The 22,812-nt window shown below is 47.3% G+C and carries 18 protein-coding genes and 2 pseudogenes; 4 read left to right on the plus strand and 16 right to left on the minus strand.

What is annotated here, in order from left to right; translation table 11 throughout:
* Nucleotides 1-6: 6 nt before the first annotated feature.
* From ABXS70_RS17085 to ABXS70_RS17135, 11 genes are all read right to left on the minus strand, one after another.
* Nucleotides 7-960 (minus strand): 4-hydroxy-3-methylbut-2-enyl diphosphate reductase, encoded by a 954-nt coding sequence (locus ABXS70_RS17085; protein WP_342555106.1) that lies wholly within the window; start codon nt 958-960, stop codon nt 7-9.
* Nucleotides 961-1,026: 66 nt separating this feature from the next.
* Complete coding sequence (locus ABXS70_RS17090; protein WP_342555105.1) at nt 1,027-2,496, minus strand: HAMP domain-containing sensor histidine kinase; 1,470 nt, start codon at nt 2,494-2,496, stop codon at nt 1,027-1,029.
* A gap of 1 nt (nt 2,497) precedes the next feature.
* Nucleotides 2,498-3,187, minus strand: coding sequence for a response regulator transcription factor (locus ABXS70_RS17095; RefSeq protein ID WP_342555104.1), 690 nt, complete (start codon nt 3,185-3,187; stop codon nt 2,498-2,500).
* 223 nt (nt 3,188-3,410) lie between these two features.
* Nucleotides 3,411-5,066 carry a trypsin-like peptidase domain-containing protein gene (locus tag ABXS70_RS17100; protein ID WP_342555103.1) on the minus strand — a complete coding sequence of 552 codons (1,656 nt, stop codon included), beginning with the start codon at nt 5,064-5,066 and terminating at the stop codon, nt 3,411-3,413.
* Nucleotides 5,067-5,215: 149 nt separating this feature from the next.
* Nucleotides 5,216-5,878, minus strand: coding sequence for a response regulator transcription factor (locus ABXS70_RS17105; protein WP_342555102.1), 663 nt, complete (start codon nt 5,876-5,878; stop codon nt 5,216-5,218).
* Nucleotides 5,875-6,912, minus strand: a complete 1,038-nt coding sequence (locus ABXS70_RS17110; protein ID WP_342555101.1) for a sensor histidine kinase — start codon at nt 6,910-6,912, stop codon at nt 5,875-5,877. Before ABXS70_RS17110 ends, ABXS70_RS17105 begins: the two co-directional genes overlap by 4 nt.
* 3 nt (nt 6,913-6,915) lie before the next feature.
* Complete coding sequence (gene liaF, locus ABXS70_RS17115) at nt 6,916-7,950, minus strand: cell wall-active antibiotics response protein LiaF (RefSeq protein ID WP_342555100.1); 1,035 nt, start codon at nt 7,948-7,950, stop codon at nt 6,916-6,918.
* Nucleotides 7,951-8,182: 232 nt separating this feature from the next.
* The gene (locus ABXS70_RS17120) at nt 8,183-8,392 is read right to left on the minus strand and encodes a hypothetical protein (protein ID WP_342555099.1); all 210 of its coding nucleotides are present in this window, start codon (nt 8,390-8,392) and stop codon (nt 8,183-8,185) included.
* A gap of 113 nt (nt 8,393-8,505) precedes the next feature.
* Nucleotides 8,506-9,303: a 3D domain-containing protein gene (locus ABXS70_RS17125; protein WP_342555098.1), complete on the minus strand. Its 798-nt coding sequence runs from the start codon at nt 9,301-9,303 to the stop codon at nt 8,506-8,508.
* Nucleotides 9,304-9,471: 168 nt separating this feature from the next.
* On the minus strand, nt 9,472-11,409 hold the full coding sequence (gene thrS / locus ABXS70_RS17130; protein WP_342555097.1) for a threonine--tRNA ligase: 1,938 nt from the start codon (nt 11,407-11,409) through the stop codon (nt 9,472-9,474).
* A 429-nt stretch (nt 11,410-11,838) separates the two neighbouring features.
* Nucleotides 11,839-12,783 carry a putative sporulation protein YtxC gene (locus tag ABXS70_RS17135; RefSeq protein ID WP_342555096.1) on the minus strand — a complete coding sequence of 315 codons (945 nt, stop codon included), beginning with the start codon at nt 12,781-12,783 and terminating at the stop codon, nt 11,839-11,841.
* Nucleotides 12,784-13,121: 338 nt separating this feature from the next.
* Between ABXS70_RS17135 and ABXS70_RS17140 the strand changes: the two genes are divergently transcribed.
* The 4 genes from ABXS70_RS17140 to ABXS70_RS17155 all read left to right on the plus strand — a co-directional run bounded on the left by ABXS70_RS17140 (nt 13,122) and on the right by ABXS70_RS17155 (nt 16,640).
* Nucleotides 13,122-13,532, plus strand: a complete 411-nt coding sequence (locus ABXS70_RS17140) for a hypothetical protein (RefSeq protein ID WP_342555095.1) — start codon at nt 13,122-13,124, stop codon at nt 13,530-13,532.
* A gap of 346 nt (nt 13,533-13,878) precedes the next feature.
* The gene (locus ABXS70_RS17145; protein ID WP_342555094.1) at nt 13,879-14,373 is read left to right on the plus strand and encodes a cation:proton antiporter regulatory subunit; all 495 of its coding nucleotides are present in this window, start codon (nt 13,879-13,881) and stop codon (nt 14,371-14,373) included.
* A 4-nt stretch (nt 14,374-14,377) separates the two neighbouring features.
* Nucleotides 14,378-15,616, plus strand: coding sequence for a cation:proton antiporter (locus ABXS70_RS17150; RefSeq protein WP_342555093.1), 1,239 nt, complete (start codon nt 14,378-14,380; stop codon nt 15,614-15,616).
* Between the two features lie 118 nt (nt 15,617-15,734).
* Nucleotides 15,735-16,640, plus strand: a complete 906-nt coding sequence (locus tag ABXS70_RS17155) for a YitT family protein (RefSeq protein ID WP_342555092.1) — start codon at nt 15,735-15,737, stop codon at nt 16,638-16,640.
* Nucleotides 16,641-16,767: 127 nt separating this feature from the next.
* On the opposite strand, the pseudogene ABXS70_RS17160 reads toward ABXS70_RS17155, so the two are convergent.
* The 5 genes and pseudogenes from ABXS70_RS17160 to ABXS70_RS17180 form a co-directional block, all read right to left on the minus strand.
* Nucleotides 16,768-17,782: pseudogene (locus ABXS70_RS17160) on the minus strand (zinc-binding alcohol dehydrogenase family protein).
* Nucleotides 17,782-18,756, minus strand: coding sequence for an aldo/keto reductase (locus tag ABXS70_RS17165; protein WP_366289414.1), 975 nt, complete (start codon nt 18,754-18,756; stop codon nt 17,782-17,784). The pseudogene ABXS70_RS17160 and the gene ABXS70_RS17165 overlap by 1 nt, the downstream one beginning before the upstream one ends.
* A 267-nt stretch (nt 18,757-19,023) precedes the next feature.
* A pseudogene (mqnC, locus tag ABXS70_RS17170) lies at nt 19,024-20,161 on the minus strand (cyclic dehypoxanthinyl futalosine synthase).
* Between the two features lie 273 nt (nt 20,162-20,434).
* Nucleotides 20,435-21,616, minus strand: a complete 1,182-nt coding sequence (locus tag ABXS70_RS17175; protein ID WP_366289417.1) for an aminotransferase class I/II-fold pyridoxal phosphate-dependent enzyme — start codon at nt 21,614-21,616, stop codon at nt 20,435-20,437.
* Complete coding sequence (locus ABXS70_RS17180; protein ID WP_342555087.1) at nt 21,613-22,797, minus strand: aminotransferase class I/II-fold pyridoxal phosphate-dependent enzyme; 1,185 nt, start codon at nt 22,795-22,797, stop codon at nt 21,613-21,615. The genes ABXS70_RS17175 and ABXS70_RS17180 overlap by 4 nt, the downstream gene beginning before the upstream one ends.
* Nucleotides 22,798-22,812 lie beyond the last annotated feature (15 nt).

Below are 22,812 nucleotides of genomic sequence, written 5' to 3' on the forward strand. Positions count from 1 at the left end.
GTGAAATTAGGTTGTACGGGTCTTCTCTCTAACCGGAGGCAGCAGCTTGCTCATGTTAACGGTACGTTTGATTTCCCACGTTTCCGGCTGATCATGCTCATACTGCTCCAGATACTGGATAACTTCCTTCGTAATTGGTGTGGGTGTTGAAGCACCTGAAGTAACCGCTACCTTCTGTACACCTTTCAACCAGTCTTGTTGAATCTCGGATACGTCCGAAATACGATATGCCGTTACACCTGCAATCTCCTCCGACACTTGAGCCAGACGGTTCGAGTTATTGCTGCGCGGATCACCCACGACGATGACAAGATCCGATTGACCCGCCTGTTCAGCAACGGCCTCCTGACGTACCTGTGTAGCGAGACATATTTCATTATGAATTTCCGCACCCGGAAACTTCTCCAGCAGCCGGCTCATAATGTGTTTGATATCCCATTGACTCATCGTAGTCTGATTGGTAATCAAAATTTTGCCCGCAGGCACACGCAGGTCTTCGATCTCTTCTTCCTTCTCGATCAGATGCACATGGCCCGGCGCAACACCAATCGCCCCTTCAGGTTCAGGGTGATTTTTCTTACCGATATAGATGATCTCATATCCTTCGGCTGTTTTCTCCCGGATCAGATCATGGGTCTTGGTCACATCTGGACAAGTCGCGTCCACTGTAGTGAGACCTTTCTCCCGAGCCAGCTTGCGCACCTCTGGTGATACACCATGTGCTGTGAAAATAATTGTGCCGCTCTCCACCTGATTCAGAATCTCCATCCGATTCGGACCGTCCAGTGTAATAATGCCCTCATCTTCAAAAGAATCCGTCACATGTTTGTTATGCACAATCATTCCTAATATATAAATAGGCCGTGGTAGATCCAGGTTGCGTGCCGCCTGACGCGCAAGCACCATGGCGTCCACAACTCCGTAACAATATCCCCGCGGTGAAATTCGCAGTACTTCCACTTGGTTGCCACCCGCTTTCTTTTCGGCGTACAGCCGATGTAATTGCAGTCCTCATTTATTATACCTTTATTCGATAGGCGGGGCAAAGACAACCGGAAGCCAGATGATAAAAGTGGTTCCTTCTCCACGTCTCGTCACAACTTCTACAGAACCATTATGCTCCTCGATGATCCATTTCGCAATGGAAAGTCCCAGCCCAATACCCGGTGTCGCTCCGCGAGACTCATCTGCCCGGTAGAAACGGTCGAAAATAAACGGCACCTCGTCCCGTTCCATGCCAATTCCGGTATCACTGATCCGCAGTCCAACCTGTCCTTTGTAGAGCAATGCATCCAGTGTAACCGAGCCTTCCGGTGTGTACTTAAACGCATTCTCGATAAAAATAAACAGCATCTGCTGCAAATAATCTTTGCTCCCATTCACGTAGATGCCATTCAGGATCGAAAAATCACCAGGCAGCCAGTCAGCTTGGCGATCCAAAAACTGCGCTCTGCGCGCCACTTCCTGCACCAAAATCTGAAGCGGAGTGGGATTAAGCTCAATTTTCTGCCCTGTATCCGCTCTGGCTAGTGACAGCATATCACTAATGAGCCTGCTCATTCGCTTACCTTCATCTGCCATATCTTCGATCGCCTCCAAAGACATCTGTTTGACTGTTTCTTCATCCAGATTCGGGCGATCGCCACTCTCTTGATCCCACAGTTTCTTCAGGAAATCCACATTCCCTCGAATCGTGGTCAGCGGTGTCCGCAGCTCATGGGAAGCATCGGATACAAATCGGCGCTGCGCTGCATTGGTCTCCTCCAATCCGCGGAAAGACAGTTCCGTACGCTCCAGCATGCTGTTCACCGTTTCAATTAAACGGCCAATCTCATCTTTCGGACCGGTGTACTGAATCCGGACGCTGAGATCGTCCCCGGACTGTATTTTATTTGCCGCATCAATCACATTAACCAAAGGGCGCATGGACTTGCGGGCAAGAATCAAACCTGACGTTATCGCCAGAGCCATAGCGACAAGCCATCCAAACACAAGGATGTTCCGCAGCGCTTCCAGCAGACGCTCCTGTGAATTCACAACAGTCCCCACTTGAAGAACGCCTTTAACGCTAGTTACCCCATTGATTTTAATAATGATGGGGTCCTGATTCACCATGAACGGTGTTCCATTCACATAGAGCTTTGTCATTCCCGGTTCTCGAAGCAAACGTTCGGCATTCATAACCGGAAATTCCAAACCTACTTTTTCCATATTGTTGGATCGGTTGTTGTTTCCCGTCTCATAATCGAATAACTGAATGTAGATTTGGGAACCCTGCAGTTCAATCTCTGTAAATGGATCTAGGTTCAGATTCAGTTGGTTGAGAAAGTTCAGATTAATCTGACTCAGAATCTTGCTGCTTTTCTCTGCAAGTTGATGTTCAACTTCCTGATATGAATTAAAGTAAACAAAAGCATAAATGACAACACCCCAAAAAATCAGCACCGCTGCCAGAATTCCGGAATACCATGCGGTTAGCCTTAACCGAATGGACATGTTATGAGTCACCTCTTAAAATGTAGCCGGCTCCCCGGATCGTCTGAATCAAACGTTTGCCGCCATGCTCTTCCGTTTTCTGTCTCAGCATCGCAATATAGACCTCCAGCACGTTAGACTCTCCGCTGTAGTCATATCCCCAAATTTTATCCATAATCAGATCACGGGACAGCACCCGTCTTGGATTCTGCATAAACAGATTAAGCAGTTCGAACTCTTTCGCCGTCAGCTCCAGACGTTTACCATCACGCAGCACCTCACGTGAATCGTTGTCCAGAATGATGTCTTCATACACCAGTCGATTATCCGTCACAGTAGCGATATCCGCCTTGCGGCGCAGCAGCGCACGGACACGGGCGAGCAGTTCCTCCAGTGCAAACGGCTTCACCAAATAGTCGTCAGCGCCGGTATCCAGTCCGGTTACTCTGCTCTGAACCTCATCTTTGGCAGTCAGCATCAGTACAGGCACTTTGCTGCCCGCTTCTCTTAATCTGCGGCACACTTCAAAGCCGTCAATTTGCGGCATCATGACATCCAGAACTACAATATCCGGCTCCTTGTCCATCAGCTTGCTGAGGCCCTCTGCTCCGTTAGAAGCCGTCTGTACCTCGTATCCTTCAAATGCCAGGCCTCGGCGCAGCATAGACACAATTTTTTCGTCGTCATCTACAATTAAAATAGTTGAGCGCATGGTCTTTCTCCTTTACCCTAACGTTGTATTCCCATTGTAACAGGCCAAAGCCCGATTCGCATCTTCTCCATCTTGAGCAGCAAAGTCCGAATCATTGAGCAGCAAAGTCCCAACCAAAATATAGGGAGCAGCGTTCCAACTGCATCATAGAAATACAGTGCAAAAAACGGAAGGGCCTTCACCCTTCCGTTCTCAGCTTTTCGGCTGCATCGCGTCTTACAGCTTATTGCTGCTGTGTTTGTGTTGTATTGAAATCATTTTTGTTGCCAATCTTTACTTTTACATCCATTTTTTTACCGTCACGAACGACATTGAGCGTAATTTCACCGCCGACTTTCTGTGTCTTGATGAAATTAATGAGGTCCTGACTGGTTGCATACGGCGTGCCATTTACACCTGTAATAATGTCATAGGGTCTCAAATCAGCCAAATAAGCTGGTGATTGGTAGACCGTACTCGCTACAACTGAACCTTCCGTAATATTGGTTCCCATTTGTTTAGCAACTTCAGGTGTAAGATTCATAAGTGAAGCTCCAATAAACGGTACAGGTTCTTTAGGAACGTCCTTATTCTCTTTCAAATATTTCACGGCCTCAGAGATTACGCTGGACGGAATCGCAAAACCGATCCCCTGTGCGTCTGCGCTTACTGCAACGTTCATACCGATAACCTCACCGTTCAGGTTAAGAAGAGGGCCGCCAGAGTTACCCGGGTTAATGGAAGCATCGGTCTGCAGCAGGTGGCTGTATTCACGTGTTTTACGTGTTTCCTGATCCGGAATGCTGATCGAACGTTCTTTGGCACTGAGGACACCCGCAGTTACCGTATGTTCAAACCCTTCCGGGTTACCAATCGCTACGAGCCATTCACCAACCTGGGTGTTGTTGGAGTCGCCCAGCGGCGCTACAGGGAAATCTTTATCTCCGCTGTTTTTCTCAATTTTCAAAACGGCAAGGTCAAGGTCAAAACTGCTTCCCAGCAATTTGGCTTCATAAGGCTTGCTGTTATTCTCAAGTGTTACCTGAATGACGTCAGCTCCTTGAACAACGTGCTGGTTCGTGAGGATGTAACCTTCTTTATCGAAAATAAATCCGGAGCCAATCCCCATAGGTACGAGCTGATTGCCTGCTTGAGGCTGCTGACCTTGTCCTGGTTCCTGCTCTTCATTTCCACCAGGCCCGCCAAGCCCGCCGCCGAAGAAATATTGATACAGTGGATCACTTGTATTGGCTCCGCCCTGTCCTGCACCACTGCGCGAAGACTGTTTCGCCAAGGTTTCAATCTTGACTACGGCCGGACTTGCCTGTTTCACTACAGAGGATACATCCTCTTTACCCGTTGGCAGCAGAGATGCCGTTACGTTATTGCCGCCGCCTGTATTACTCGGAGTTTCCTGGGCAGCTGTTTCGGCTCCATTGTTCACTAACGCAGCCTGCGGCGTGAACATATTCGTTCGATCTGCTGTGTACATAAGCAGGGTGATAACCACCATACCAGCGATAAACGAGAATAAAAGGGATCTTACAGAAGACCGTGGTCTTTGATTGTTATAGTTCCAGTTTCCATTGTTTTTGCTGCCATTCCCCTGATCTCCGCCATGACCTGAACCACGACCGCCAGATACACCGCCTGCTGCATCAGAAGTTTCGCTGCTGTAGTACGCAGGCACTGGCTTCACGGGATCGGGTCTTGTGATTTCTACGTTTCCTTCTTGGCGTGCCCCGTTGGAGCCAGCTGTATCTTCCTGATTCACGGACTGAAAAGGTCCATAAGAATAATAATACGAGGAGTCTTCATTTCCGGCAGGATTGCGATTCTCAGCTGCGCTGGTTTCCTTTTCCTCATCTTGTCGGTTCGATCTATAATTACGTTCGTCCATGCCTCTCTACCTCCCAATCTCTTATTCGCAAGAGATATTCTTTAACTGTCTTTATTTTGTACTTTAAACCTTAACCGTACCTTAAAAACAATTAAAAAGGAGATAAAAGCATGAAATAATTGCTGTTTTTTCCCGGCACAGCAGTATTTTCAGCTCGGTTTCTTCACCCAGCCCTGACGATGGGCATAGATGGCCAGCTGCGTCCGATCGTCCATTTCACATTTCATCAGCAGGTTGCTTACATGGGTTTTCACCGTTTTGATACTGATATGTAATTCTTCTCCGATATCTTTGTTGTTTTTCCCCTCCGCAATGAGTAAAAGGACTTCCTTCTCGCGATCTGTTAGTCCCGATTCGCTTTCTCTCGCCGTCCGCTGCCGAATCCCTCGCGTTAACGCCTGTGACACATCTCCCGTCATCACCGGCATACCTCGGTTTGCTCCCTGAAGGGCATAGATTAGCTCTTCAGCGGATACGGTTTTCAGCACATAACTAACCGCTCCTGCCTCAATAGCTTGAACAACAAGATCATCCTCAAGAAAACTGGTCAGCATTACAATTTTCATGCCCGGAAATTCGGACATAATAGCTTGGGTCGCCTCAGCTCCATTCATCACCGGCATCATCAGATCCATGAGAATCAAGTCAGGCTTATCCGTGTCTTTCATCTGACGAAGCTGTTCCAGCGCTTGCTGTCCGTTGCCCGCTTCTGCCATCACATGAAAAGCAGGCTCCAGCATTAGATATGTCTTCAAGCCCATCCGTACCATATCATGGTCATCCACAATCATTACGTTTACTTTGCCGTTCATTCCGTTTCCTCCTCTGACACCTTCTGAAATTTCGGTATAAGCACCCGTACTGTCGTTCCCGCCCCGGGTTTGGAAATAATCTGCACTTGACCGCCAAGCTTCTCTGCACGCTCACGCATCGTCGACAATCCGTACGAACCCGGACGGTCTGCCTGCTGCAGGAAACCCTGTCCGTCATCACTGATGCTCATGCTGATCTGATGCTCCGATTCCCGAATGGACAGGCTGACCAGCCCGGCTTCGGCATGTTTGACTACGTTCGCCACCGCTTCCTGAATAATAAGAAACAGCTGGTGCTCAATGGCATCCGAGACTCCGCCATCCAGCTCCAGCTCTTTCACGCCTTTCAAACCATTTTGCCTGCAGTAATCCGGAAACCAGCTGTCCAGTGCACCGGCCAGATCACGTCCTTCCAGTTCCACTGGACGAAGCTGGGCAATTAACCCGCGCATTTGGCGCTGCGCCGTGTGTGACATCTGAATTAACTGATCCAGCACATTACGGCCATGTTCAGGATTCATCTCCAGCAGGCGTGGAAGGGACGAAGCTGACATATGCATGGCGAACAGCTGCTGACTTACTGTGTCATGCAGATCTCTTGCCATACGTTTGCGTTCTTCGATGACGGCACGTTCCGAAGCCTGCTCTTTCTCAATAACCTCCTGCTCGCCAAGCCGCTGAAGGAGCCTCATTTTTTTCTCAATCGACTCCATCATTACATTAAATTCCTGATAGACCCGACCGAATGAAGCATCATCAGCCTCCGGCATACGTACCGCCAAATTCCCCTTGGATACCTTAAGCATATTCAGATCCAGCAGATCAATCTTGCGCTGAATGCGCAGTGCAGCAATATAACCAGTGACAACGGTCCCCAGAACAACAATACCAATGTATGTCCATGCCTTATTACGATGAGAACCCGTAAGAACATCACCGTACAGCAGATAAAAACCACCCAGTGCAATCAGTCCGGTTAGCACAAAATACGTCATCAGTTCCCACTTGTTTGCTTTGAGAAGCGTTCGAATCATGCGTTAACCCACCTTATTGACTTTGATGTCACCGATAAACACACTGACGATAATTCGCACTTTCTTGCCTGCTTCGCGATAGTGTGGAGTCTCTTCCTGCGCGTTTCCTATAAAACCTCCGCGTTTAGTATCCAGAAGCTTCATATCGCCGATAAAAGAGGTTGTGCTTAACGAGACGCCCAGATCCATGTCCTCAGGAACAAACACTTTGACATCTCCGATAAAATGTGAAATGACAATTTTGGTCTCACCATACGGAATTTGTGCCTTGGTCAAATCAATGATCGTATCGCCAATAAACGAAGAGATATTCATCGGTTTCAGCGTAAACACTTCTTTACCCATATGAAAATCACCAATGAACGTCGATTTATTCAATGTTTTGCCATAGCCCTGCTCGTACCCGTTGTTGTTGAAATGACCATATCCTTCAAAGTTCTGATCATTGGAGTTTTTATTATACTTTGTATGAGGCTGACCATACGTTTCACCGTTTGCATTCTGATGAGATTGCTTCTCGGCGTGAAAAGACTGATGCTTGCCTGAGGATGGCTCCTGCTTCGGCTTGCCAAACGTTTTCTCAAACTCTTCATCGAACGAAGAAGGCATCTCCAGATCCTGAGGTGACAAAGGTTCGTATGGCTTCTCAGGTGGAGGCGGCGTTACGCTGTCTTGATGTTTCCGATTCCGGTGCCCTGGGCCAATTAATACATACAACCCTCCACCAATCAGCAGTACGGGAATCAGATAACGGATAAATTCACCCAGTGAGTAGTCGTACCCAATCACACCCAAGTTACGCGCCAGAAAGAATCCACCTATGGCAAGCGCGATGACCGGTCCAACAGCAGCATATCCTCCACTGCGCCGGATTTCCGTCAACCCTTTTACGCCCCACCAGATTAAAAACACCGGCCAATACGTTCTAAACACATATCCTATATCAATGTCATATCCCAATTGCCTGAGCAAGATCAGTGCACCGATAGCGATAAGAGGTATCCCAACCCACCAACGGTCCCGCGTAGATCGTTTCATCACTCATGTCTCCTTTGTCTTTATTGTATATCCAGTGTACATCAGACATGCCAAGGTTAACAGCGCCGACAGGTTGAATTCGACTCGGTCTCGAGACTGAGGCTTGAGGATAATTATGTAATTTATTATTTTGTAAAAAACATAAAAACACCCCGGAGGTCGCTCCGGGGTGTCTGGATCATCATTCTTTGCTTTCATTCTGCATGGTTTGTTTCTTCCATGCTGCTTGAACTTACTTTTTCATTTTTCCTGCACGGCCAGTTTGGCCTGTGTTTTCTACACCAAACTCGGCATTATATTTTTCATCAGGTGTTTGATAATTGTCCTGTACTTTGTTTTGACCGGATTGCTTCACTTTAGAAGCTGCACTTCCATTCTCCTGACCAAACTCAGCATCATACTTCTCGTTAGGCGTTTGATAACCTTGGGATTTCTTTGCCACAACGAATCACCTCTCTCTTCATATTTACACTGCTTGCTGCAGTGCGGGGTTCGTCCCCAGTCAATATTATGTGAAGAGAGGCTTTTTGTTATGCAGACATAACATTCCATCATTTAGATGGCTTTATCGAGCCAGGAGTCCGGCACTGTTTTATAGACATTGATCGCTTTAGACAGCTCAGCCAGCATCTTTTCGGTACATTTCCCTGCGCCCTGCTTGATTACCTGAACCTCAACGTCCTTCTTGCCCCATTCTTTATACACCTGCTTGGTTGTCGGAAAATACAGATCGATCTTGTTACCTTTGATGGCTGAGCCCGTGTCAGCGACGATACCGTAACCGTACCCCGGAATATACAAAATAGACCCCATCGGAAACAGCTTTGGATCCGCTGCAATCGTAGAAACCGTTTCTTTGTCACGCCGAACCTTTACTCCGGAATACGTAATACCGTACTGGGGATGCTTGGGCGTCTTGCCTGTAGACTCAATCCCTGCCGTATATCCTGTCGCAGTGACCTTCTGTGTCTCCAGAATCTGTTCCGATCGTGGAGCCAGTACGGGCATGGCAGGATCAGCAGACTTATTCACCCGTTTCTCGGGCAGTTCAGGTTTCGGCAGAACGATCGGCTGCGGAGACCACATAAATGCCATATAAACCAAAGTGGTCCATTGAGCCTCACCCGTGTATATAGGTGCAGCCGGGTTCAAGCCAGCTGTCTGCTCTGTTTTGACGATATCGGTCAGATCATTTTTATCATCTGCTTCTTCTTCGACATGCAGTATATTTCGTTCCTCTTCAAATATATAGGCCTTGGCCTCATTGGTACTCATTAGGATTCCGGCAAACATCAAGCAGCACATGATGATTAACTTTTGGTTTTCATTGAATTTTAAAAGATGCTTTTTCATAGTATAACCTCCCCCTCACTTGCAAAGGGTTACCAAAAAGCATTCGTTCTATACCTTGTATCAGGTAACGGACTGCAAAACAAGCAGTAAAAAACCGCCTGAAAACGATGGATTCCTCCAATGTTCCCAGACGGTTTCATTCAACTATTTTACAAACAGCGTTCTATATTAGACTTGTCTTGAAGCAATTTCCTCTTTCAATTGGGCAGTAATTTCATCAACGAGCTTCATGCCGAGATCACCTTCACCGCGTTTACGTACGGATACCGATGCCGCATTTTTCTCGTTTTCACCCACAACGAACATATAAGGCATTTTCTCAAGCTGTGCTTCACGGATTTTATAACCCAGTTTCTCGTTGCGAAGATCGGCTTCAGCCGCAATTCCTGCACGTTTCAGCTTTGCTTCCACCTCACGCGCATAATCGTCATAGTTGCCGGATACCGGAATAACTTTGGCTTGAACTGGAGACAGCCAGAGCGGGAATGCTCCTGCAAAGTTCTCGAGCAAAAATGCAGTAAAACGTTCCATTGTGCTGATTACACCGCGATGAATTACGACTGGGCGGTGCTTCTGTCCATCATCACCGACATATTCCAGCTCGAAGCGCTCAGGAAGCAGGAAGTCCAGCTGCACGGTAGACAATGTTTCTTCTTTGCCCAGTGCTGTTTTAATCTGTACGTCAAGCTTCGGACCGTAAAATGCAGCTTCCCCTTCAGCTTCATAGAACGGTAAATCCAGCTCTTCCACAACTTCACGCAGCATGCGCTGGGACATTTCCCACATCTCATCGTTCTGGAAGTATTTCTCCGTATCCTGCGGATCACGGTAAGACAGGCGGAACCGATATTCGTGGATACCGAAATCTTTATATACAGTCTGGATCAATTCGATAACCCGTGCAAATTCTTCTTTGATCTGATCCGGGCGTGCGAAGATATGCGAGTCATTCAGCGTCATCGCACGCACACGGTGAAGACCTGTCAAAGCGCCTGACATTTCGTAACGATGCATCATCCCCAGCTCGGCGATACGAATCGGCAGATCACGATAGCTGTGCATGCTGGATTTGTACACCATCATATGGTGAGGACAGTTCATCGGACGAAGAACCAACTCTTCGTTGTCCATAACCATTTTCGGGAACATATCTTCTTGGTAGTGCTCCCAGTGTCCGGATGTTTTGTACAGCTCCACATTGCCGAGAACCGGCGTATACACATGCTGGTAACCGAGACTTTCTTCAAGATCGACGATGTAACGTTCCAATGTACGGCGCAGTTTCGCACCGTTAGGCAGCCAGATCGGCAGACCTTGTCCTACCAGTTGGGAGAACGTGAACATTTCCAGCTCTTTACCAAGTTTGCGATGGTCACGTTTGCGTGCTTCCTCAAGGAAATGCAAGTGCTCGTCCAGCTGAGCTTTTTTCACAAATGCTGTACCGTATACACGCTGCAGCATTTTGTTTTTGCTGTCTCCACGCCAGTATGCACCCGCTACGTTCATCAGTTTGAATACTTTAATTTTGCTTGTAGATGGAACGTGCGGTCCACGGCACAAGTCGAAAAATTCGCCCTGTTCATAGATCGTGATCACGCTATCTTCCGGTAAAGCATTGATCAACTCAAGTTTGTATGGGTCGCCAACTTCGTTAAAAATGTTGATAGCCTCCTCGCGGCTGACTTCCTTGCGCACGATCGGCAGATTTTCATTGATGATGCGTTCCATTTCTTTCTCAATCTTCTGCAGATCCTCCGGGTTGAGCGGATGTTCGAGGTCCATATCATAGTAGAAACCATCCTCGATAACCGGCCCTACGCCCAGATGCACCTCTTTGTTTCCGTACAAACGTTTAACCGCCTGAGCCAGCAAGTGCGCTGTACTGTGACGCATCACCTCAAGACCTTCAGGAGAATCCAGCGTTACAATTTCGACCAAAGCTCCTTCATGAATTGGAGTAGATAGATCTACCACGATACCATCCAGCTTGCCTGCTGCGGCATTTTTGCGAAGTCCGCTGCTGATCGAAGCGGCTACATCCTCAATACTGCTGCCATCTGCATACTCACGCACCGAACCATCCGGTAGTTTAATGTTCACTGCCATTTGTCTCATTCCTCCTGTAAAATAAAACTGATCCATTCTCATCAACCGCACGGACTGATCATCTATTGCGCCTTCTGCTGCCTACGAGGTCAACAGAAACAACGCAAAAAACACCCGTCCCGGTAAAGGGACGAGTGTTATACTCGTGGTTCCACCCTAATTCAGCTGATTATTCCCAATCACAGGAATACAGCCCTCATTGGCATGTCGGTAACGGGCATGACCCGGCAGATCCTTACTCATAAAACCTTCCGTCATCTTAGATGGTGGGATTATGCGGCTTTATTTTCAAAATTGCAGCTACAAAGGGGTAAACCATACGTGATATCCGGAGGAAATTTCAGCCCAGGTTCCTCTCTCTGCACCGATCAAACGTGCGGTTCTTGTCTTTGTCATCGCTTTTGTTTCTCAATTTATTCATATCTTAGATCAACAGTTATTATAATTGCCCAAATCGCCTGCGTCAAGACCTGTCAGCAATCCTGAGCGCAGCACTTCGCATTCGGGACATTGGTGGCATATCTGTACCTTATCCTCAAAAATCTGGCATATTGTTGAAATGATAGGCAGCTCGGGTGTACTCGTGTGCAGCATCACTTTTTCAGGAGATATGGAGATGAGTGTACTCACGATCATATCTTCAATATCCATTTCCAGTTCCAATCCCGGCATCTCCACTACAACCTGTTCATCCTTCTGCACAGGCAGCAGATTCAGTCCCGCATCAAGCACCTGAAATTCATGCTTGCCTTTGTGAATCAGATGGATCAAAGGAACTTTTGCTTCCTGAAAGAAAACAAAGTACTTGAGAAGCCCCATAAACTCTTCATACTGGCGGTCCATCCAGAATTCATCCAGAGCGTATTCCACCAATTCCTGCAGTTCCTGTTTGTAGCTGCGCAGCCGGAAATTCAGGATGCCTTCCAGATGAAAAAAGTGAACTTCCTCCAAATCCTGCCGTAAACCTCTCGCTAAAGATGCACGTCGGCGTTCTCGAAGGCCCGGCTGACCCAAATCACCGTTGATCAGCAGCGGCATGCAGATTCGGTGAACCTTTTCAACCTCATGTTCGTCCATAACAGAACAAGTTTTGGCAATCATATCCTCTACCAGTCTGTGCTCCTGCGTCTCCATAATAAAATCGGCTATACCAAGCGATAACAGATCGCTGATGCGGGGAAGCCACTGCTGGAAATCTTCGTGATTCTCATTCCCTCTACACATCCAGCCTGCCCTGCCATCCTTATGTTTGAAGGTGAGCCGGAAGCCTCTTTTGCTTATATGTAAACCTTTGGTTTTTTCCTTGATGCATCGGTGAAAATGCGCTGCTTCCTCCTGTCCAGACACATCGGTCCATACTGCAAACAGTTCCATAAGAATCACTCCTTTCTTCCTCTTCAAAGTATATGGCAAGGCCAATGGGGATATACGAAGCGGTTTGATGGAAAGGGTGTCATGATTTCTCAGCATAAAAGGAAAGGGTTGGAAAATACTTTAAGGAATTGGAGGATACTTTGAAGAGGAATTGGAGGGTACTTTGAGGAAGGCTTTGGAGGATATTTTAATGAATGGTTTGCAAAGCTTCGAGCAGCATTTTTTTGCAGAACTCATAATAGAAGGTTTAGTGAACTTTGAATGAATGGTTTGGAGTTAAGACAAAAATGTGTTATTATTTTTATAACAGTATGTTCACGGAAGGGGGGAAGCCAACAATGAGACAACAACCGAGACTGCTTCATCACATGATTATTATCATTTTGTGCGTCTTTCAGGCGCTGTGCTTCCCGATCCCAATGCAGACGGAGTCTGCAGTTGGTGTATCCGTTGATGCCACTTCGAATAAAGAAGGGCTTGAAGTACTGTCCCAAATACCCGAGTCTCAGCAGAAACCTGTCATTCGCAAAAACACGCAAGTGATGTCTAAGCTGGCTGCAGTGAAGCAGACCAAGCCTGTATTTCTTGTCCTCGCATTGTTAATCGTGCTGCGAATACCCACAGCAGGTCTGTCTTTTAAACCGTGGTATTGTCTATTCAAACGCAGATTATTTCTGCTTCCAATTAAATTTACCAGTATGTATTTATCCCTCTCTCCGATGGCACCCAAATACGCCTGTGCTCGATAAGAGCTTGTTTGCTGTATTTGCAAGGCTGCCTGCGCATAGAGCTACCTCCTCGTTATGGACGGTGTTCTCATGCATAACTTATAACCCTTTACGTAAACGTTAGTTTTGAAATATCTTGGTTTGGGCGTTTTGTTTGCTGCACTTTATTTTGCTGTTTTTTATTTTGTTGTACTTTATTTTGCATACTTTTCTCTATTTCACATTATATATTTGGCTGTGTCAGGAATTACTGGCTCTGTTTCCCCGCACCATTTGATGTTCCGCCCTGAGCAGCAGATGACCTGATTACGGGAAGATAAGCCTCCCTTCTATGGCCAGCCTCAATCACTAAGGAGGCATACTATCCATGGATGTACGCGAAACAGACCTGCCGGGAATCGGCAAAAAATTTCAAATTGAAACGAGCAGCGGTGATAAAATCGTTATTATTATTCACGATGATGGCCGCCGGGAGATGTATCACTTTGAATATGATGATCCAGATCAAAGCATCTCCATGATTACACTGGATGACAATGAAGCAAGACAAATTGCCGCCATCGTTGGCGGATTAACTTACAAACCGAAACAGCTTGAAAATATTGAAGTCACTTTTGACGACCTGATTATCGAATGGTATAAAATCGAAACCTCGTTCGGATGCATCGGCAAATCCATTGGTGAATTGAATGTACGTCAAAACTCTGGCGCAACGGTCATTGCCGTTGTGGAGAAAAATCATAAAAAACACATCAGCCCAGGTCCGGAGGTTGTGATCAGCGCAGAATCTACCGTAGTTGCCGTTGGCGAACGCAACCAGCAGAAGCTTTTCAAGTCCCTCCTCCTGACAGGAAGGGGGTAACTCGATGGATCATTTGATTTTTGAAGTAGGTCTGGCCTTGGTGCTCATCGCAGCAGCCGGCCTTTTATCCGCAAAACTTAGATTTTCGGTTGTTCCGTTCTACATTCTGATCGGGATGGCCGTAGGACCACACGCCATGCAAATCTGGCATCTGGACTTCCGATTTATCGAAAGTCAGCCGTTCATCGACTTTATGGGTCGCATCGGTATTCTGTTTCTGTTGTTTTATCTGGGACTGGAGTTTTCAGTTGGCCGCTTGGTCAAATCCGGTCGCTCCATCGTTGTCGGCGGCTCGATCTACATCGGGATTAACTTTACACTGGGATTAGTGTTCGGTTTTGCCGCCGATTTCCCGGCAGCTGAAGCATTGGTCATCGCAGGGATTACGACAATCTCTTCCAGTGCCATTGTAGCCAAGGTGCTCGTTGATTTGAAACGTACAGCCAATCCGGAGACCGAGATGATTTTGGGTATTATCATGTTCGAGGATGTGTTCCTCGCTGTATATATCTCCATCCTGTCCGGACTGGTGCTCAGTGATTCATCCTCCATCGGAGGCGTGATCATGTCCGCCCTGATTGCTCTCGGTTTCATGCTTGTAGTCATCATTGTCGGACGTAAAGCTACACCGCTGCTGAATAAACTGCTCAAAATTCGTTCCAATGAATTATTCTCACTTGTTGTTTTCGGGGCACTGTTCCTGGTAGCCGGCTTCTCTGAAACCATCCACGTTGCCGAAGCAATCGGAGCTTTGCTGGTTGGTCTTGTACTGGCGGAAACGGAGCATGCTAAACGGATTGAACATCTGATTCTGCCGTTCCGTGACTTCTTTGGAGCTGTCTTCTTCTTCAGCTTCGGACTGTCGATTGATCCATTGTCTCTCGGCGGAGATGCCGTATGGCTGGCATTGATTGCTGTACTGATTACGCTGTTCGGTAACTTCCTGGCCGGTATGCTGGCTGGACGCAGCGCAGGACTTTCGCCAAAAGCATCTGCCAATATTGGATTAACCATAGTATCCCGCGGCGAATTTTCGATCATTATGGCCAACATGGGTAAAGCCGGCGGACTGTTACCACTGCTCCAGCCATTTGCCGCACTGTATGTATTGATTCTGGCCATTCTTGGGCCGCTGTTAACCAAAGAGTCCAAGCACGTATTTAATATTCTGAACAAAATATTTAAGTTCAAAGATCCGCGTAAAAAGAAAGAGGAACCAAAGGTTCTGCAGAAAGAAGGATAAAACATGTCCGTGCAGAGCAGACATGTAATTGTATCAAGCCATTAAGCGGCTGCATGCTGAACTTTCTGTGAAGAACCCAGGGAGAATGGCTCGAAGCCGCACATAAGGAGGATGACCTGTGAAAGCACCTCTGATATCGGCTAATCCGGTGCCGCGTACTGCCAAGGGCAGCATATCGCCTTCCCGCCGCTGGTTGAATCTGATTCTGGTTATTATTGGCGGAGTACTGGCCTCCGTGGGACTAGAATTATTTCTACACCCCAATAAAATTATTATTGGCGGGATGACGGGAATCTCTTCCCTTTTCGCACATTGGACTGAGCTTCGAATCGGTTTGTTCCTGTTTTTATTCAATGTTCCGTTTATATTTCTATCCTACAAGATTGTGAAGAAAAAGTTTGTACTGGTTACTGTTCTGGGTCTGGTTGTCTTTTCGATTAGTGCCATTGTGCTGCATCCCATGCCGCCGCTCGTCGAGCATCCTCTGGCTGCTGCCATGTTTGGTGGATTATGTCTGGGGCTCGGGATCGGGCTTGTCGTACGGTATGGTGGGACACTGGATACGCTGGAAATCGGTGATCCGTCCTCCCGGCCGCCTGAACGTGTTTTTAGCGGGAAACGGATGCTTATCGAAAAAATAATCATGCTGCTTAACTTGATCATACTGACAGCTGCTGGTGTTGTTTTTGGCTGGGATCAGGCCATGTATTCTGTCATCGCTTATCTGATTGCCTACGAAATGGTGTATCTTGCCTTCCGGGGATTCTCTCCCAAACGCAAAATATGCATTCTGACTACTCAAAGCGCTCAAGTTGAAAAAGCTGTACGCAGCCGTCTGCGCAGGGAGCCGGGAAGGTTCGAAGGTGCTTTCGAACCTTCCCCAACCGCAGGATCTGAAACCTGGATCGGACAGATTCCAGGAACTCTTTATTACGAAGTGCATTTCCTGGAGATGATCTGGTTGAAGTCGATCGTTCGGCACATCGATCCGCATGCGGGCATTGTATCGAACCCAGAAAAATGAAATGGCTAGAATCTAAACGATAACAAAACGCTCTCTTCCCTGATGAATCTATGGATTAATCTCCATTGTTCATCGCTTCGGAAGAGAGCGTCTCTCATTTATACATGAAACTGTAATTGTACAAAAACTATAACTCTACAATCGCTTTGACCACTTGCGATTCAGGTAACAGCCACTCATCCATTGAGGTGGGCAGCTCATCGAATGCTGCTCGATGTGTAACATAACCATCCATGCTTAATTTTTTGCTGCGCAGCGTAGACAGCACCTGTTCAAAATCTTCACGCGTTGCATTCCGGCTCCCAAGCATGCTCATCTCACGTTTGTGAAATTCGGGATCATGAAATGTGATATCCGCTTTTACCAACCCAACAAAAATCAACTGCCCACCGTGCGCTACATACGGGATGGCCCCGTTCATGGAATACACATTACCTGTCGCATCAAATACAGCTGTCGCATAATCACCACAAGTGATCTCGGATACTCGTCTGCAGCGCCGATTCATCTGCCTGTACCATCTCGTCTGCTCCCGCCCACGTTCGACTGAGTTCCAGCCTGTCCACATTACGGTCTACTGCAATAACATAGGCTCCTGCTTCTTTAGCAAAAGCCATAACGCCAAGTCCAATCGGTCCGGCTCCAATCACAACAACACGCTCTCCTGGTTGAAGTGCTGCTCTGCGCACAGCGTGTGCTCCAATGCTGAGAGGTTCCACCATAGCTGTCTCATCTAAGGTTAAACCTTCTGCTTTGAGCAGATGAGTGACAGGTACGGTGATCCGCTCCCTCATCCCACCGTCCACATGAACGCCCATCACCTGCATAGAAGCACAGCAGTTTGTCTTGCCTGAACGACAGGCGATGCAGTGGCCGCAGTGCAGATAAGGGATAACAGCCACTTGATCTCCTACCTGTAGGCCAGCCTCATTGGGACCAATCTCCTCGATGATGCCTGCAAGTTCATGACCCAACACACGGGGATACGTAAAGAACGGCTGATTGCCCTTGTAGGCATGCAGATCCGTACCACAGATGCCAATTCGCTGAATTGCAACCATTGCCTCTCCTTCAGCTCTTACCGGCTGTGGAAGTTCCTTCAGCACCAAACGATTAATTTCTTCACATACCACAGCTCTCATTATTGCTGTTCCCCCTTAGACGAATTTGGCGTTATACTGCTGTGCACATTATATTCAGGGCGTCCACTAGGCCAGGTTTCATTGTTTAGTGGAGCCAGAATGTGCAGCACCTCTTCCAGCAGCTTCTGATCTAATGGCTCTTCGACCCAGGCGGCATTATTCATAATATTTTGCTGACTTGCACTGCTCACCAGTGTTGTCGGGATTTGTTCATTTGCTGTGGAAAATTGTACTGCCAGCTTGGCAATATTACTGCCTTGTTCCTCGCAAAAACGAGCAGCTTTCAAACAAAGTTCCTTAACCCGATCACCCGCTGGGTGCCAGTCGGGCGTTCCCCGGGTACTTAATAATCCCATGGAGAGTGGGGAAGCGTTTACAAGACCAACCCCTTTTTCCTCAAGCAGCGGAAGAAGCGACAACAATGACGTATCGTTTAATGCGTAATGACAATAAGAAATAATAGCATCTGCATCAAGCTGGGGCAGCATTTTTTCAAACAAAGGCAGCGGCAGCCCGCAAATGCCAGCATAACGGATCACGCCCTGCTCTTTCAGATCTAATAGCGTTGGAAAAGCTTCTTCAATGATAATTTCAGGTGCCACAAACTCGATATCATGCAGGAATAAAATATCAATGTAGTCCGTATGCAGCCTTCCCATGCTCTCCTGCACACTATCCAGAATACGCTTACGGGAAAAATCAAACTCGTTTTCGCCATAACGTCCCGCTTTGGTCGATAACGTATACGAGCTGCGCGGCAAAGTACGAACAGCCTCACCAAGTACCGTCTCTGCCTTAGTTAATCCGTAGTAAGGTGATACGTCTATATAATTCATGCCCGCATCTATCGCCGCATGAACGGTACGAATGCCTTCATCCCGGTCAATATCTCGAAATACAGAACCTAGCGAGGATGCGCCAAAACTTAAAACGGGTACGTCTAGTGCTGTCTTTCCAAGTTTTCTTGTCTTCATCGATTCGTTCCTCCCAACAGGTTTGACTGCACAACTGTCCCTCCATTGTATCAGTTAAAAATCTATATAACATATCGCCAAATGCGTAATATGTACTGTTTGATGATCTGAAACAAACTGCAGCTGCAGTTCAGTACAACATCAAAAAGGGATGAACCAGGTGTTTTCCTGATTCATCCCGATCTCATATCACGAACGCTCATTCATTCTCATAGAAAATAGAAAACATTCATCCTTAACGTGAACACTTAGATATCATAAGTAATATTAGTTCTGCATGACGAAATCTTTAGGTACACTGCTCTCTTCATCAAACATGCGCAGAATCTCATAACGTGTATTGCGCTGTGCCGGAATGTAACCAGACTCGCGTATCAGGCGAAGAATAGATTCGATGTTTACTTTGTACGTCGCTCCTGCGGAGGATACAACGTTCTCTTCAATCATCGTACTGCCGAAGTCATTACAGCCGAATTCGAGCGACTTCTTACCAATTTCAGGACCCATCGTTACCCACGAGGATTGGATGTTCTTGATATTATCCAGCACCAGGCGGCTGATCGCTACCGTTTTCAGATATTCTTCTGGCGTTTGACGCTCCAGCTTGAGATTCGTATTATCCGGCTGGAAAGTCCACGGAATAAATGCGAGGAAACCTTCGGAATCATATTTGTTCTCAATACATTCATCCTGAGCTTCACGCACACGCATCAGATGCAGCGCACGTTCTTCCATAGATTCACCCAGACCAATAACCATTGTCGCAGTGGTATTCATCCCGATCCGGTGAGCTGTCTGCATGACGTCCATCCAGTCGCGCCATGAACCTTTCAGACGGCTGATTTTGCGGCGTGTACGGTCATCAAGAATCTCGGCTCCGCCACCAGGGAGGGAGTCCAGTCCAGCTTCATGAATGGCACGTACAACCTCTTCGAGCGTAAGGCCGTCGGATACTTCAACCATTTTCATAATCTCGGCTGGTGAGAAGGAGTGCATCGTGATATTCGGAAAACGCTCCTTGATTGCTTTCAGCAGGTCCGTATAATAACTGAAAGGCAGGTTAGGATTTGTTCCACCCTGCATCAAAATCTCGGTTCCGTTGACATCTTCGGTTTCCTTGATCTTCTGGAAAATCACTTCATCCGGCAGCACATAACCTTCTTCAGAACCAGGTCTGCGGTAAAAAGCACAAAAACGGCAGTATACGTCGCACACGTTCGTGTAGTTAACGTTACGCCCAATGACAAAGGTTCTGTATGGCTCAGGGTGCATACGTTTCATAATTACATTGGCTGCTTGCCCCGATTTTATCCACTTCATCAGATTCAAATAACTGAATCGTGTCTTCCAAGTCCAAACGTTCGCCCCGAAGGGCTTTATCTAAGATACGGTCTACCGTACTCATTGTAAAAAAGCCTCCCTCGTAAAGAGAAAATAATACGACATTCCGCCCGGCTTGATATAAAAGCAAGTCTTGGCTGCAGCATCGCATTTCTGTACTTTACATATCGTAACACAGGTTACATGTGAAAAAAAGCACCTTATGCAAAGGTGCTTCAAAAACGAATTAAAATTTTTACATATAAAATCAGTTATATTTAAAGCATTTGGGGATTGCCACCGCTCTCCAGGGTTATCTTGACGTCAGAATAACTCGTGTGAAAAATCGAGTTTAACTTTATAAAGTGGCCTGAAGCGCCTGCTCAAGATCAGCAATCAGATCATCAATATCCTCAAGTCCAACAGAGAAACGAAGCAGCCCGTCCGTGATTCCCCGCTCATGTCGAACCTCTGCCGGCATGGCAGCATGGGACATCATCGTCGGATACGAAAGAATGCTCTCAACGGCGCCCAAACTTACAGCAACAATTGGCAGTTTCACCTGATTCAAGACTGCTTTGGCTCGATCTCCCGAACCAACATCAAACGAAACCACAGCCCCGTAGCCCGTAGACTGACGCTCGTGTGCTTCACGCCCCGGATGATCCTCCAGTCCTGGGTAGTAGACAGCCGTTATATCAGAACGCTTCTTGAGCCAGCCAGCCAGTTTAGCCGTACTCTGCTCACTATGAGCCATACGTGCACCAAGTGTTTTCATACCGCGCATCAGAAGCCAGGATTCCTGTGCTCCGAGAACGGTACCGAGCCCGTTTTGCAGCTGTTTCAGCTGTCTTCCCAGTTCGTCTGTACGTGCAACAGCCAGACCCGCCAGCACATCGCTGTGACCACCTAGAAACTTCGTAGCACTATGTACAACGATATCTACACCAAGCTCAATCGGACGCTGATAGTACGGTGTCATGAACGTGTTATCCAAAATGGTAATCAGATCATGTTCCTTCGACCATGACGTTACCGCCGCAATATCCGTAATTCTCAGGGTCGGGTTGGATGGTGTCTCCATATACACAGCTTTGGTGTTCGGCTTGATCGCTGCCTTGACTTCCTCAATGCTGGTCATATCCACAAAGGTAGTCTCAATCTGCATCCGGCTTAGTATCGTAGTCAGCAGACGATATGTACCGCCGTATACATCTTCCGTTACAATGATATGATCCCCTGCGGAGAACATCATGAACACACTGGATATGGCAGACATCCCTGTAGAATAGGCAAATCCGCGTACCCCGCCTTCAAGCAGTGCAATGTAATCTTCCAAAGCTTGACGGGTTGGATTACCTGAACGGCTGTAATCATGCTGCGGCGGATTAAAAATATCAAAGTGATGGAATGTAGAAGCCTGATAGATCGGCACACTCGACGCACCCGTCGTCTTGTCAATCTCATCTCCAAAGTGAAGCAGTTTGGTATCAAACTTCAGCTCCGACGTACTCGGCTTATGGTTGCTCGATTCACTCATGAGGTTACGCCTCCTTCAACTTCCTGCTGTGCGGCCAGCAGTGCAGCGTTCAGGTCTGCAATCAAATCTTCCGCATGTTCAATGCCTACCGAGAACCGAAGCAGGCGATCATCCACACCTACAGCATCACGAATTTCATGTGGAATATCCGCGTGGGTCTGCACCGCAGGATACGTCATGAGTGACTCTACACCCCCAAGACTTTCAGCAAATGCAATTAATTTGATATGGCGCAGCAGCGGCTCAACATAACGTGCGTCTTTCACTTTGAACGAGAAAATGCCTGTATTTCCCGAAGACTGCTTCTGCTGAATCTCATATCCCGGATGATCAGACAACCCCGGATGAAACACTTCGGCAACAGCCGGATGCTCCAGAAGGAACTTCGCAATGGTAAGCGCGTTATACTCATGACGTTCCATACGAAGGGCAAGTGTTTTCATGCCTTTCATCAATTGGTAGGAATCATTCGGTGATAACACGGCACCAATGGAGTTATGAAGGAAGGCCATCTCTTCAGACAAGGCTTCCCCTTTGGTAATAATCAATCCGGCAAGCACATCATTATGCCCACCCAGATATTTGGTCGCACTATGGATGATGATATCTGCGCCAAGTTCGATCGGACGCTGGAAGAATGGGGTCAGCAGCGTATTGTCCACGATGGTTAGCAAGTTGTGTGTTTTGGCCCAAGAAGCAACAGCTTGTATGTCCGTAATCATCATGAGCGGGTTCGTTGGTGTCTCGATAAATACCGCTTTTGTATTCGGCTGACGGATGTCTTCCAGCGCTGTAAGATCATTCGTATCTACATAGCTTGCAGTTACACCAAACCGGGACAAAATTCGTTCCAACAGGCGATATGTACCACCATACAGATCCAGGGAAACAATCAGGTGGTCCCCTTGGCTAAACATCGCAAAGATTGTTTGCAGCGCGGCCATACCCGAGCTGCAGGCAAAACCTGCATCACCGGACTCCAGAGCAGCAGCGGCTTCCTCAAGCACTTTGCGCGTCGGATTTGTTGTACGGATGTAATCAAATCCCGTGCTTTGTCCCAATTTTGGGTGACGGAACGCAGTGGATTGATAGATCGGAAAGTTCACGGCCCCGGTGACCGGTTCATTGATGGACCCGATTTGTGCTAAACGGCTTTCAATTTTCAACTTGTTATCTTCCATTACTGCATCCTCCTG

Origin of the sequence: Paenibacillus sp. AN1007 (assembly GCF_040702995.1) — a bacterium.
Lineage (GTDB): Bacteria > Bacillota > Bacilli > Paenibacillales > Paenibacillaceae > Paenibacillus.

Bases quoted from the DNA above. Each gene is read 5' to 3' on its own strand.
- ABXS70_RS17090 (WP_342555105.1), bottom strand. From the start codon at position 2,496: ATGTCCATTCGGTTAAGGCTAACCGCATGGTATTCCGGAATTCTGGCA.
- ABXS70_RS17095 (WP_342555104.1), bottom strand. From the start codon at position 3,187: ATGCGCTCAACTATTTTAATTGTAGATGACGACGAAAAAATTGTGTCT.
- ABXS70_RS17100 (WP_342555103.1), bottom strand. From the start codon at position 5,066: ATGGACGAACGTAATTATAGATCGAACCGACAAGATGAGGAAAAGGAA.
- ABXS70_RS17105 (WP_342555102.1), bottom strand. From the start codon at position 5,878: ATGAACGGCAAAGTAAACGTAATGATTGTGGATGACCATGATATGGTA.
- ABXS70_RS17110 (WP_342555101.1), bottom strand. From the start codon at position 6,912: ATGATTCGAACGCTTCTCAAAGCAAACAAGTGGGAACTGATGACGTAT.
- liaF (WP_342555100.1), bottom strand. From the start codon at position 7,950: ATGAAACGATCTACGCGGGACCGTTGGTGGGTTGGGATACCTCTTATC.
- ABXS70_RS17125 (WP_342555098.1), bottom strand. From the start codon at position 9,303: ATGAAAAAGCATCTTTTAAAATTCAATGAAAACCAAAAGTTAATCATC.
- thrS (WP_342555097.1), bottom strand. From the start codon at position 11,409: ATGGCAGTGAACATTAAACTACCGGATGGTTCGGTGCGTGAGTATGCA.
- ABXS70_RS17135 (WP_342555096.1), bottom strand. From the start codon at position 12,783: ATGGAACTGTTTGCAGTATGGACCGATGTGTCTGGACAGGAGGAAGCA.
- ABXS70_RS17140 (WP_342555095.1), top strand. From the start codon at position 13,122: ATGAGACAACAACCGAGACTGCTTCATCACATGATTATTATCATTTTG.
- ABXS70_RS17145 (WP_342555094.1), top strand. From the start codon at position 13,879: ATGGATGTACGCGAAACAGACCTGCCGGGAATCGGCAAAAAATTTCAA.
- ABXS70_RS17150 (WP_342555093.1), top strand. From the start codon at position 14,378: ATGGATCATTTGATTTTTGAAGTAGGTCTGGCCTTGGTGCTCATCGCA.
- ABXS70_RS17165 (WP_366289414.1), bottom strand. From the start codon at position 18,756: ATGAAGACAAGAAAACTTGGAAAGACAGCACTAGACGTACCCGTTTTA.
- ABXS70_RS17175 (WP_366289417.1), bottom strand. From the start codon at position 21,616: ATGAGTGAATCGAGCAACCATAAGCCGAGTACGTCGGAGCTGAAGTTT.
- ABXS70_RS17180 (WP_342555087.1), bottom strand. From the start codon at position 22,797: ATGGAAGATAACAAGTTGAAAATTGAAAGCCGTTTAGCACAAATCGGG.